General features: G+C 67.5%; 6 protein-coding genes and 3 pseudogenes. 2 read left to right on the forward strand and 7 right to left on the reverse strand.

Going from position 1 to position 12,477, the window contains the following annotated elements:
• Positions 1-102: 102 nt before the first annotated feature.
• Both ACFVJQ_RS44405 and ACFVJQ_RS44410 read right to left on the reverse strand, forming a co-directional pair.
• A pseudogene (locus tag ACFVJQ_RS44405) lies at positions 103-393 on the reverse strand (transposase family protein); the annotation flags it as partial.
• Between the two features lie 92 nt (positions 394-485).
• Positions 486-1,922, reverse strand: coding sequence for a glycoside hydrolase family 43 protein (locus ACFVJQ_RS44410; RefSeq protein WP_385791598.1), 1,437 nt, complete (start codon positions 1,920-1,922; stop codon positions 486-488).
• A gap of 462 nt (positions 1,923-2,384) precedes the next feature.
• Between ACFVJQ_RS44410 and ACFVJQ_RS44415 the strand changes: the two are divergent.
• Positions 2,385-2,632: pseudogene (locus tag ACFVJQ_RS44415) on the forward strand (alpha-L-fucosidase); the annotation flags it as partial.
• A 138-nt stretch (positions 2,633-2,770) separates the two neighbouring features.
• On the opposite strand, the gene ACFVJQ_RS44420 reads toward ACFVJQ_RS44415, so the two are convergent.
• From ACFVJQ_RS44420 to ACFVJQ_RS44440, 5 genes and pseudogenes are all read right to left on the reverse strand, one after another.
• On the reverse strand, positions 2,771-4,417 hold the full coding sequence (locus ACFVJQ_RS44420; RefSeq protein WP_385791599.1) for a glycoside hydrolase family 27 protein: 1,647 nt from the start codon (positions 4,415-4,417) through the stop codon (positions 2,771-2,773).
• Positions 4,418-4,501: 84 nt separating this feature from the next.
• Complete coding sequence (locus tag ACFVJQ_RS44425) at positions 4,502-5,920, reverse strand: non-reducing end alpha-L-arabinofuranosidase family hydrolase (RefSeq protein ID WP_385791600.1); 1,419 nt, start codon at positions 5,918-5,920, stop codon at positions 4,502-4,504.
• Between the two features lie 156 nt (positions 5,921-6,076).
• Positions 6,077-8,383, reverse strand: a complete 2,307-nt coding sequence (locus ACFVJQ_RS44430; RefSeq protein ID WP_385791602.1) for a beta-L-arabinofuranosidase domain-containing protein — start codon at positions 8,381-8,383, stop codon at positions 6,077-6,079.
• Between the two features lie 80 nt (positions 8,384-8,463).
• On the reverse strand, positions 8,464-8,868 hold the full coding sequence (locus ACFVJQ_RS44435; RefSeq protein ID WP_385518131.1) for an RICIN domain-containing protein: 405 nt from the start codon (positions 8,866-8,868) through the stop codon (positions 8,464-8,466).
• Positions 8,869-8,963: 95 nt separating this feature from the next.
• Positions 8,964-10,271, reverse strand: a pseudogene (locus ACFVJQ_RS44440) (family 43 glycosylhydrolase); the annotation flags it as partial.
• Between the two features lie 710 nt (positions 10,272-10,981).
• Here ACFVJQ_RS44440 and ACFVJQ_RS44445 point away from each other — a divergent pair.
• The gene (locus tag ACFVJQ_RS44445; RefSeq protein ID WP_385791604.1) at positions 10,982-12,340 is read left to right on the forward strand and encodes a glycoside hydrolase family 43 protein; all 1,359 of its coding nucleotides are present in this window, start codon (positions 10,982-10,984) and stop codon (positions 12,338-12,340) included.
• Positions 12,341-12,477: the final 137 nt, after the last annotated feature.

Below are 12,477 nucleotides of genomic sequence, written 5' to 3' on the forward strand. Positions count from 1 at the left end.
GCGCACCGCACGCTTGCGCAGCTCAGGTGGGTAGGAGGAGGGACGTGCCATGACTCTGATCCTTACATGGAATCGAGTCTCCATTCGAACCGGGGCGGTTCAAGCGGTGCGTCGCTGGTAACGCTCCAGCACCCCGGGCATCTGCTCGCGGAGGGTCTGCCGGCAGCCGCGCGTGGGACACACCAAGCGCCGCACCCGCACACGGACCACCACCCGCCGCCCATCGACCGGCACGTCGGCCACCGCCCGCAGGTGAAATCCGTGCACCCGCCCCGACGATGCCCCGCACACCGGACAGACCACGGTGCCCTGCGGAGTCCGTGCCCGCACCACGATCCGCTCGCCCTCGTCGGCCACATCCTCTATGACCAGCGGGGAAAGACCCGAAAACACCGTCTGAACAAGCTCGTTGACATCCTTCACGCGAGGGTGAACGGCCCTCACGACTCTCCGTTACCACCGAATGTGAGACAGGGCCGAACGTCTTACAGTCCCTTCGTCACGCGGAAGGTGGCGTCGCTGCGTCCTGTCGCGGTGGTGATCGGGTCGAGGCGGAGTTGGTAGGCGTAGTGGCGGATGTAACGGTTGGGGTGGTTGTACGACTGGAAGGACGACCAGCTCGCGTCGGCGAGTCCGGCGACCTGCCGGAAGGTGGCGTCCGCGGCGAACTGGGCGGTGCCGTCGTTGCGGACCAGCTGGAAGTCGTATCCGGAGTGTCGCAGGAAGTACCCGCGGTAGTTCACCGATTCGAAGGAGACGGTGCCGGAGCCCGCCAGGCCGGGCCGCAGCCGGAACTGGGCGTCCGGGCCGGTGATGTTCTGGTCGATGCGCACGTCGAAGTTGGCGTGCCGCACGTACCGGTCCTGGAAGTTGTACGACTGGAGCCGGTTGGCCGGGATGTCGCTCCAGCGTGCGAGCACGCGGGACTCCTCGGCGGCCGTGAGGTTCAGGATCGAGCCGTGGCGCTTCTTCGTGACGCCCATGGAGTAGGTTCCCGACGCCGGAATCCGGTAGGTGCCGGGGGCGGAGGGGTTGGTCGTCGTGACCGGCATGTACCCGCGTCCGGAGGAGTACTGGTCGAGGTAGAGCGCCCACTCGTTGCGGTCGCGGAACTTCATCCACATTGGGCCCTCGACCTGGGCACCGGTCAGGCCGATGCCGGAGAGGTTGCCGAGATTGGTCCAGGTTCCGAGGATCGAGTTGCTGCCTTCGAGGGTGATCTGCCCGTCGCCGGAGGCCCGCACATAGCGGTAGTTGCCGACGCCGGCCGGCATCTCGACGATCTGGGTGTCGATGATTTCCTGCATGCCGGGGCGCTCGATGTAGATCTGCGGGGTGGTGATGGAACGGAAGTCGCTGGTGTGGGCGTAGTAGATGCGGTGCTTCTTTACGCCGTCGACCGGCTTGTTCGTCGCCCAGTACAGGACGTAGTCGTTGGAGGCCGGGTCCCAGATCGCTTCCGGCGCCCACGCGTTGCGTCCGTCGGGGATCGCGCCGGCGACGTTGAGCAGCCACGGCTGCGACCAGTTGATCAGGTCCGTCGACTCCCACACCACAAGGTTGCGGCTGCCGTTGTACACGGCGGCCTCCCAGTTCTGCCCGCAGCTGATGCACAGGTCGGTCGCGATGATCCAGTACTTGTCACCGTTCGGGGATCTCACCAGTGCGGGGTCGCGCACCCCCTTCGTGCCGACCGTGGAGCGAAGGGCAATTCCGCCGCCGTTGAGGTCAGTCCAGTTCAGGCCGTCCGTGCTGTACGAGAAGTAGATCTGCTGACCGTTCGACCCCTCCCCGATGAAGTGCGTCATCAGGTAGCCCGGGTCGGCGGCGGCCGCCCGGTCCGGTGTGATCAAGGCTTGGCCTGTGAAGAGCAGACACGCGGCGAGCAGTATCGCCGACAGCCGGGCGCGAAGCGCGGACATGTATGTCTCCTGTCGTTCTGCAAAGGCCACCACCGGGCGCGCGGAAGGGGCCGACTGATTCCGGGTGACGCATGTCTTTCGTGTGCGGTGTGCTTCGCCGTGATGACGGCACGCTTGTCACCCGAGTGGGGCGGTCGGGGTGCGGGGGCCGACCGAGCGGTTGTCGATGCGAGCGGGGTCTCGGTCTCCACTGCCGGGGAGGTGGAGCCTCCGTATCCGACTCCCTGTCCGCCGAGGTGAGTTGTCCGATAAATCGAACGGCGTTCGTAAGGTCGGGCAGACGCTAAGTGCGAGGAGCGGGATGCGTCAATACCTCCGGCAGCAGTAGCCCGTGGGACCTGAAAAGGTGTCGCAGTCGGTCAGCATGGCGTTCCACCGGAGCAGGCCTGGCTGACGCCCAGCGCGCCCCGGCTGCCGAAGCCCCGCTCGACGAAGTTCACGTCGGCCGGCCGCCCACCCGGTGGCGACCGCGCCACCAAGGCGGCCGAATGGCCCGCCCGTAGCGTGGGGTTCGTACGGATCCGGGCCAACGCGGCCACCGGCGGGTACGCCGACATGGGCGGCGTCAGGATCGGCGGCCGGACGGCCAAGCCGGCCCTGGTCTCCACCACGCTGCCCGGCGACGGCACCGTCTACCAACCTTCACCGACATCGGCGACGGCTATTACAAGATCAAGGGTGTGGGCAGCGGCAAGCTGCTGGAGGTCGCAGTACAGACCGTGGAGATGCCCGCTTCCTCCACGGTCTGCCGTTGGCGCTCGAAGTCCCGGTCCCGGTGCAGGAGGGGCGGTCCCCGCAGCTTGGTCCGCTGTCGTGGGACTGCCCTCTTCCGACCGGACGTCTGCCTGTTACGGGAGCGTGGTCCACTTCTGGTTGTTCTGGCCGTTGCAGGTCCACAGGATGACCGGGGTCCCGTTGGCGGTCCCGGCCCCGTTGACGTCGAGGCACAGCCCGGCATGGACGTTGCGGATCGACCCGTCGGAACCGACGGTCCACTTCTGGTTGTTCTGGCCGTTGCAGGGCCAGATGATGACCGGCGTGCCGTTGGTGGTGCCCTGGCCGGAGGCGTCCAGGCACTTGTCGCCGTAGACGCGGATCTCGCCGCCGGCCCAGGTGGTCCACAGCTGGTTGGCGGCCGTGTGGCAGTCCCAGATCAGCGTCTTGGTCCCGGCCGCCGTGGCGGCAAGGTCCACGTCCAGGCAGCGGCCGGACCCGGTACCGCGCAGGCGTGCGGTGGTGGAGGCCAAGGGGCTGCCGCCGGTCACCTTGAACACGGCGACACCGTGCGCGGGGACGCTGGCCGAGATCTGCCCGGAGGTGGTCGACGTGCCGCCGGTCCACAGGTCGGTGAGGGTGAACGCGCCGCCGGACAGGCCGACTTGTGCGGCCGTGGTGGTGACGGTCGCGGTGTTGCTGCCTCGGTTGAACAGGCCGACCGCGACGGAGCCGTCGGACAGGGGCTTGGCGAACACCTCGGTGTCGCCGTCGTCGCGGACTCGGCGTCCGCCCGCGCCCAGCGAGTCCTGGTTGACCGCGAGCAGGCGCGGGTTGCGCAGGATGGCGCTCACGTCGGCGGACATGGTGCGGATGTCGTTGCCGGCCATGAGCGGGGCACTCATGAGTGCCCACAGGGCGAAGTGGGAGCGGGACTCGGTCAGGGACAGGCCGGGGCGGCCGACGACCAGCATGTCGGGGTCGTTCCAGTGTCCGGGACCCGACTGCGCGGCGAGCGGGGCGGTGACGTCGAGGACGTTGCCGACGCCCATCGGGTAGCTGTTGGTGTTGTTGTTCTGCCAGATGTCGAGCAGGTCCTCGGTCGTCCGCCACAGGTCGGCGACTTCGCCCCAGTTGTACTTGTCGCCGGTGGGGGCGTGGAAGCTGTTGGGGTTGATGCTGTAGACGATCGGGCGGCCGGTGGCGCGCAGGGCGTCGCGCATGACGGTGAACTGTGCGATCTGCTCGCTGAGGGTGCCGCTGCCGGAGCACCAGTCGTACTTGAGGTAGTCCACACCCCATGAGGCGAACGTGGCGGCGTCCTGGGCCTCGTGGCCCTTGCTGCCCGTGGAGCCGGGGTAGGTGCCCACGCCCTGGGCGCACGTTTTCTCGTTGGGGGCCTGGTAGATGCCGAACTTCAGGCCCTTGCTGTGGATGTAGTCACCGAGCGCCTTCATGCCGCTGGGGAACTTGGTCGGGTTGGCCCGCAGGTTGCCGGCCGCGTCACGCTGCGGGTCGAACCAGCAGTCGTCGACCACCACATACCGGTATCCGGCGTCCCGCATACCCGAGGACACCATCGCGTCGGCGGCCTCGCGGACCTGCGCCTCGGTGATCCCGCACCCGAAGCTGTTCCAGCTGTTCCACCCCAGCGGAGGGGTGAGCGCGGGGCTGCCCGGTGCGGCCTCGGCGGTCGTGCCGACGGAGGCGGTGACGGTGGCGGTGAGCGTCAGTGCGGTGGCTGTGAGGAGACGCAGCAGTCGTCTGTGTATGGGAACCATGCGAGGTCCTTCCTGGGAGGCAAAGCAGCTGCTTTGCCTCCCTCAAGGGGCAAGGTCACGAGCTTGTGATCACGTGCGCGCAGGTCAGCGCTGCAGGGTGAGCAGGCCCGGCCGGTACGGCAGCTTCAGGTAGTCGGTGCCGTTCGAGTTGGGGTCCCTGCCCTGGTAGAGGAACTGCAGGTTGCAGGGGTCGATGGTCATGGTCTGGTCGGGGTTGGTGCGGACCAGGTCGCCGTGGCTGATGTCGCTGGTCCAGGTGGCACCGCTGTTGGCCTTGCCCGCGAAGGGGTTGCTCTCGCTGCCGGCCTGGAGGGTCCACGGACCGTTCAGGCTGGAGGCGGTGAACGAGCGGAAGTAGCGGCCGCCCGCGCCCTTCGCCTCAACGATCATGAGGTACTGGTTCTGGCCCTGGACCTTGTAGACCTCCGGCGCCTCGAACAGCTTGTCCTCCGTGTCGCTCATGACCGTCGTGTACGACGAGCCGAAGCTGCTCGGGAAGTTGCCGAGCGGCATGACCGACCTGAAGATGCTGCCCTTGTCATTGGCGAAGAACAGGTACATGTTCTGGTCGTCGGCGATCACGGTCGGGTCGATCGGGCCGCCTGCGGGGAGGCTGCCGGTGAACAGCTCCTGTGGCGCGGACCAGCCGTTGGGGTTGGTGGGGTCGCTGGACGTGCGGTAGGTGAAGGGCCAGGCGGTGCCCCACCCATTCGAGACCAGCACCCATATCTTCTTGGGTGCGAAGTAGAAGAGTTTGGGCGCCACCGCGGCCCCGCTGATCCCGGTCTGGCCGGCCGAGGCCATGTCCGACCAGTTCGTGAAGGGCCGGAACGTCATCGCGCCCCACGACGATCCGTCAGAGGTGGTCGCGTAGACCAGGTGCTGGCCGTTGTACGTCACGGTGGTGAAGTCCTTGAGCGCCACCCAGCCGTTCGCCGGCTGCGCCAGCGGACCGGTCGACGTCCACCGGTATGTCGACGGAAGAGAACACGAGTTGGGCGTCCCGGACAGGCCGGTCCACTTCTGGTTGCTGCCGCCGTTGCAGTTCCAGAGCTGCACCGCCGTGCCGTTGGCCGTAGCGCCGCCGCTGACGTCCAGACACAGCCCGGACTCCACGGCGACGATCGTGCCGTCGGCGTTCACCCGCCACTGCTGGTTCGTACCGCCGTTGCAGGACCAGATCACCGGCCGGGTACCGGCCGTGGTCGCGTGGCCCGGGACATCCAGGCACTTGTTGCCGTACACGGTCAGCTGGTTGCTGTCCGTCAGCGTCCACTGCTGGTTGGTCCCGCCGTGGCAGTCCCAGATCTGCAGGTTCGTGCCGTCGGTCTGGGCGGCACCCGGTACATCGAGACACCGGTTGGAACCGACACCGCGCACGGCGCCGGTGGTGGCCGCCTGAGCCGGATTGGCGACGAGCGTCGCCGCCGACGCGACCAGGGCCGCGAGCACCACGGACAGATGTCTGCGGCTGAAACGTAGTCTGCGCAATGCGGGCCTCATTCGTTGAGTGAGCGTTTCCGGTTCGGCCCCGTCAGAGGCTGTCCGGACTGTCGATGTGCTGCGCCTCGACCTCTTTTGTTCTCGATATCGAACGAAGGTCGAAAGGTCGAGCGCGGTGGAGGATGGAGACCGACCAGGATGTGCTTCCGCGGCGGCCTAGTTCCTCACGATGCGCCACCGGTTGTCGGCAGTGCCGTCGTCCGAGTCCTGGACTGCGAACGCACCCACAGCGGTGGAGTTGTTCGCGATGGCGAGCAACTTGCCGCTGTTCTCGTTGCGGATCTTGTAGGTTCCGTCTCCCTGGTCGAGCAGCGTCCATCGGTGGTCGGCGGTGCCGTTGTCCGACCACTGCAGGACGGTCGCGCCGTCTGCCGTCGACATGCTCAGGACGCCGAGCACCTTGCCGCTGTGGGCGTTGCGGAAGCGGACCGCGTTTCCGTCGGCGATCATTTGCCAGTCGTGGTCGGCGGTGCCCGAGTCGTTCCACTGCAGAGCGCGGCCACCGTCGGCCGTGGACATGTTCTGGATGCCCAGCACGAGACCGCTGCCCACGTTGGCGAGCCGGACGGTGCCGCTGGTGTTCCAGTAGACGGTGTAGTTGTGGCCGTGCGCGTCGTGGAACGGGCCCAGGTTGACGGTGGAGCCATTGGCGGTCGCGGTGAAGGCGAGCGAACTGCTGCTGGTCCGTGTGATCGAGGACGTGTTCAGCGACGGGAGGGAACTGAGCCCGGAGTCACCGTAGTTGCCGGACAGGACCACCGGGCCGTAGGTGATCGCGGTGACGTTCGGGTTGTCGTTGGCCGCTCGCATGATGACCCGCATGGGCAGACGGACGGCGACCGTGTCGCCGGAGGTCCAGGAGCGGGTCAGGGTGGCGTAGCTGCCGGGGGTGGTGGTGATGTTCTGCCGCGTGCCGTTGACGCTGATCGTGGCCCCGGCGGTCCAGCTCGGGATGCGGATGCGCATCGCCCACGTGCCGCTGACGTTGCCGGTGACCTGCAGGGTCGTGGTGTCGCTGACGGGGTACGTCGTGGTCTGGGTGACCGTGATTCCGCGCTCCGACCAGTTGAGCACCGAGGGCACGAACAGGTTCACGATCAGCGTGTTGTCACTGCGGAAGTAGATGGAGTCCATCAGCCTGGTGTGCATCTCCAGGCCTGTGCCCTGGCAGCACCAGAAGGTGCCGTAGTCGGTGCTCCAGGTGCCGCCGCCCCACGCCGGGCCCACACCGCGGCGGCCGCCCGGATTGAGGGGGGTGAAGTAGGTGACGTGGCCGTGGTCGTCGGCCGGGTTCTGCTGGCCGATCATCTGGTTGAGCCACGCCTGCTCGTAGTAGTCGAACAGCGCGACCCGGTTCGGGTCCAGCGCGAACAGCTCCCGGGTGAGGCTGAGCATGTTGAAGGTGTTGCAGCTTTCGCACGTGTCCTTGTTCAGGTAGCCGGCGATGGCGTTCGGGGCGCGGAAGTGCTCCGCCTGGCTGTTGCCGCCGATAGCGTAGGTGTGCGCGTTGACGGTGAAGTTCCAGGCGTTGGTGGCGATGTCCCGGTAGCGGGTCGTGCCGGTGGCCTTGTACTCCCGGGCGGCCCCGATCCACTTGGGCACCTGGGTGTTGGCGTGCAGTCCGCTGAGCTGGTCCTGGCCGGACGCCAGGGGGTCGAACACCGCGGCGTGGTCGAACCGCTGGGCGACGGTGAGCCACCGCGCGTCGCCTGTCTGCTGGTAGAGGTCGGTCAGCACGGTGTTCATGCCGCCGAACTCGGTCTGCAGCATGGCCTGCATCTGCTGGCTGCTCAGCCTGCCGGTGCGCCAGTCGACCCATCCGGCCAGGGCGAGCAGAACGTCACGGGCCTGTGTGCTGCCGATGTGGCGCCATACGTCCAGCAGGCCGGCGAGGGTCTTGTGGATGGTGTAGTACGGCACATTGCCGTTGCTCAGGGTCCGCTGTTCGAGAGCGGTGAAGTCGGACTCGGGGTAGCCGGAGAGGTACCCGGCGTTGAAACCGGCGGCGCTGTTGTTGGCCTGGCATTTGGCCAACTCCGCCACCATGTAGGTGGCCTTGTCCCGGCAGGTGGTGTCCCCGGTCGCGGCGTACAGCTGTGCCCAGGCCGTGAGGAAGTGCCCTTGGACGTGGGTGCGGAAGGGGAAGTTCGGTGCGTCCCAGCCGCCGGTGGCGGCGGCGCCGTTGGTGGAGAGCCGGTGGTTGGCGCGGAAGTTGTACAGCAGCCGGTCCACATCGACGAACCGCAGATAGTTCTGCGTTCGGTTCTGGTTGTCCAGCCACCGGCTTGCGGTGAGCCGGACCTGGCCGAGTTCGAAGGGGTGCGCCAAGACCCCTATGTCGGCCCTTGCGGGAGGAACGGCCGCCTGCGCGGGAGATGCGCCCATGAAGGATCCCGTGGCAGATGCGGCGACCGTGACCCCGGCTACTTGCAGCAGGCGCCGTCTGCTGACGAAGGAAGACATCTTGCACCTTTCGATGACGAGAGAGCGATTGCTTGGTCGTTGACACCCGGCGAGACTTCCGCCTCCACCCCTCAGGGTCCCTAGCCGGTGACGCGATGGAAGGTCCATCGCTGGTTGGAACTGCCGACGTCGCGGTACTGGATCAGCGCGACACCCTCGGCCGTACTGCCTCCCTTGACGTCGAGCACCTTGCCGCTGTTGCGGTTGACCAGGACGAACTCGCCCCCGGTCTGCGGGCGCAGCTGCCACTGCTGGCTCGTCCGGCCGTCGGCGGTCATCTGCACGACCGCCGCGCCGTCCGCCGTCGAGGACCCCGCCACGTCGAGCACCTTGCCGCTGCGGACACAGGCGATGGTGTGGTAGCCGTCCCCCGTGGACTGGAAGGCCCACTGCTGGTTCCACGCGCCGGCGTCGGGCCACTGGATGACGGCGGCGCCGTCCGCGTTCGACGCACGGTAGACGTCGGCGACCTTGCCGCTGCGCACGCTGACGCACGTGTAGACCCTGGTGGCGCGATGGTGTACTGCACCGAGTCGACGTCGACGTAGCCGGTGCCGTTCGGGTTGTAGGTGTAGAGGCCGACCCGGTCACCGCGGTATCCGCCCCAGGTGAGCTGGTAGGTGCCGCCGAACGAGGAAAAGACGTTTCCGTCGAGGTTGTAGGAGAACCGGCTGACTCCGTTGACGTCCCAGGTGGTGCGCAGCCACACGGCGTTCTGCGTGATCGCCGGACCGTAGGTCAGAGTGCCGCCGGCGTTGTGTGCGATCGTGGTGGTGGTCCCGGAGCGCCGGACGCCCAACCCGGCGTAGGTGGCGGCGTAGTGGCACAGCCCGGCGTGCTGGCCGTCGGCGAGGCCGGCCAGTTCGAGGCGGACGGTCACCGTCGCGCCGCCCGCCGTGCGCAGCACCCGCTGGGTGAGGGCGTTCCCCACCTTGGTCAGGTTGTCGGCCACCAGCGGGGCGAACGCCTTCAAGCGCAGGTAGCCGGGGCGTTCGGTCAACGACCAGTGGTCCGCGCGCGGCTGGTAGTTCCACTCCCACTGCGGCCCCAGGCGGGTGTCGGTGAACAGGTCGCTGGTCACCACGGGGGGCAGCGCGTCGACCGGCATACCGGGCGTGCCGCCGGCGGGCACCCGGCCGGTCCACACCATGGTGCCGATGCCGTCCGCGCCCACCTCGCCCAGGATCGGCCAGCCGTCCACCCAGGTCACCGGCAGCAGGGAGAGCACGCGCCCCTCCCAGCGTCCGGTGCCGTGGTGGGTGATCCAGTAACAGGCGCCGTCCGGAGCCTGCACCAGCCCGCCCTGGTTGGGCTCGCGGTCCACCGAGGGGGAGACGTGCTGCAACTGCCGGGTCTCGAACGGGCCGTAGAGGCTGGAGCCGCGGTTCATCATGACCACCCGGCCTTCGGACTTCACCTCGCTGAACAGGTGGTAGTAGACACCGCTGATCTTGTACAGCTTGCTGGCCTCGCTGCCCCGCGACTGGTGGATGACCGTGGACGCGCCGACCAGCGACTTGCCGTCCTCGGACAGCTTGAACAGGTGCACCTTGTAGCTGTCCGCGTAGTGCGTGGTGACCAGGTAGCCCTGACCGTCGTCGTCCCAGAACGGGCACACGTCGTTCCAGCCGGAGATCCGCCACAGTGAGTGCAACGGCTCCCACGGCCCGGCCGGCGACGAGGCCGACGTCATGAAGAAGCCCTCGTCGGGCGTGTTGAAGTACAGCCAGTACCGCCCCGCGTGGAAGCGGAGGGCGCCGGCCCACACGCCACGGCCGTAGCGGTTCATCCGGTCCCAGTTCAACTCCGGTCCGATCCGGGTGACATCGTCGACCGCGCCGCCGAGCGTGCGCCAGTTGACCGGGTCCTTCGAGTGCAGGACGGCCATGCCGGGCGAGTACCCGAACGTGCTGGTGATGCCCGTAGCAGTCGGAGCCGACCCGGATGCAGTCCCAGTCGCTGAAGTCGCCCGGGAGGATGGGATTGACGTAGGTGCCGTCGCCCTGGTCGCCCCACGTGCCGGCCGGAGGTACGGCCGCCGCCGCCCTGCTCGGGGGCAGCAGGCCCGGCAGCACGAGCGCCCCGGCGCCGACCGCGGCGAGCCGGCCGAGCTGTCGTCTGGTGGTGTCCAAGAACCGTCCTTTTTCAGAAGTCATCGCGTGGACGGGCGGTTTTCCCACGCGAAACACCGCCTGGACCTCGAGGGCGTCGAAGTCCGGTGTCCAGGCGGTGGGGTTGGGGAAGGGCTCGCGCCTGGAAAGCGCGCGGTTCGGGGCATGGGGGGTGGGTTCCTTCCGGAGGCGGGACCGCTCTCGCACCGCGAATGACCGATATTCCGAACGTAGGTCGAATTGCCGGACGGGGTCGGCGCCGAACGTAAAGGGTGTCCCGTACGGAAGTCAACGTGTGTGACAGTGCGGCTTCTTCGATATCCGGGCAGCGCGAAATGCACCGAACGGTACTCGTCGGAAACATTGACGGAACCACGGCCCAAATCTATCTTCTGCTCGAAGTTCCGCACACTGGTCGTTATTTCGAACAATCGCATCCCTCGTCACGGCGATCGGCCCAGCGGACTGGCCGAGCCCGGAGGAAGAGTTGAACAGAACCGTAAGAAAGCTGCTCGCCCTGCTGGGCCCGCTGCTGCTGGTCCTGCTGGGCGGCGCCGTCTTTGAGGGCACCGCCTCTGCCGCCGCCCCGCCGACCGGGCAGGCCACGCGGTACACGATGACCGCGTTCACCAACAGCAGTGAGTCGAACATGTATGTGTACGACTCGCCGGACGCCACCGGATTCACCCTGCAGAAAGGCCCCGCCTACACCCCGCCGTCCGGGCTGATCCGGGACCCCAGCATCTTCAAGCACACCGACGGCTACTACTACCTCACTTACACCACGAACTGGACGGGGAACACGATCGGTTTCGCCCGGAGCACCGACCGGGTGAACTGGACGTTCCTGTACAACTACACGATCCCGATCAGCGGGCTGACCCGCACTTGGGCACCTGAGTGGTTCATCGACACCGACGGCAGCGTCAACGTCATCGTGTCCCTGACGGCGGCGAGCACCGCCACCCACTTCACCGCCTACAAGATCACGGCGACCAACGCAGCGCTGACCACCTGGTCCGCGCCCACCCAGCTGTCCGGTATCGGCCCGAACTACATCGACACCTTCATCGTCAAGGTCGGCTCCACCTACCACGCGTTCACCAAGAACGAGACGACGAAGTACATCGAGTACGCCACCGCCTCCAGCCTTACCGGCCCCTACACCCTGCGCAAGACGGGCGACTGGGCCGGCTTCGGCGACTGGGTCGAGGGTCCGGCCCTGGTCCAGCTCGACAACGGCGGCTGGCGCATCTACTACGACGGCTACCGCGCCGGGAAGTACTGGTACAGCGACAGCTACGACAACTTCGCCACCTGGTCCGCGCCCACCGAGGTGCCCGGGCTGTCCGGCTTCATCCGCCACGCCACCGTGCTGAAGGAGACAGTCCCCGGCGGTGTCACCCTGCCCACCAACGCCACCAGGTCGCTGCGGTCGGTCAACTACCCCGACCGGTACGCCGTGGTAGGCTCCGACAGCCTCGGCTACATCGACCCGGTGAGCGCCTCCAGCAGCACCGCCGTCAAGCAGAGCGCCACCTTCACCGTCGTACCCGGCCTCGCCGACGCCAACTGCTACTCCTTCCGCGACTCCTCCGGCCGCTATCTCCGCCACTGGGACTTCCGGGTCCGCTTCGACAGCAGCAATGGCACCGACACCTTCAAGAAGGACGCCACCTACTGCGCCCGCCCGGGCAGCGCCTCCGGCTCCGTCCGCCTGGAGTCGTACAACTACCCCGGCCGCTACATCCGCCACTACAACTACGCCCTGCGCGTGGACCCCTACCAGAACACCGACACGTTCCGCGCCGACAGCTCCTTCACGGTGGTCAGCCCCTGGGCCTGACCTGTCCGCGATGTTCTCCCGGGGTCTGAGCCCGGAGAGGGATCAGATCCCGGGCTCGGGGTTCATCCGGTGGTCAGAGTGGTCCACTTCTGGTTGGAGCCGCCGTTGCAGTCCCACAGCACGAGCTGTGTGCCGTC

The organism is Streptomyces sp. NPDC127197 (genome assembly GCF_042672405.1).
GTDB lineage: Bacteria > Actinomycetota > Actinomycetes > Streptomycetales > Streptomycetaceae > Streptomyces > Streptomyces flavusporus.

Coding starts and splice junctions, on each gene's coding strand:
- ACFVJQ_RS44420 (WP_385791599.1), bottom strand. CDS start 4,417: ATGGTTCCCATACACAGACGACTGCTGCGTCTCCTCACAGCCACCGCA.
- ACFVJQ_RS44425 (WP_385791600.1), bottom strand. CDS start 5,920: ATGAGGCCCGCATTGCGCAGACTACGTTTCAGCCGCAGACATCTGTCC.
- ACFVJQ_RS44410 (WP_385791598.1), bottom strand. CDS start 1,922: ATGTCCGCGCTTCGCGCCCGGCTGTCGGCGATACTGCTCGCCGCGTGT.
- ACFVJQ_RS44430 (WP_385791602.1), bottom strand. CDS start 8,383: ATGTCTTCCTTCGTCAGCAGACGGCGCCTGCTGCAAGTAGCCGGGGTC.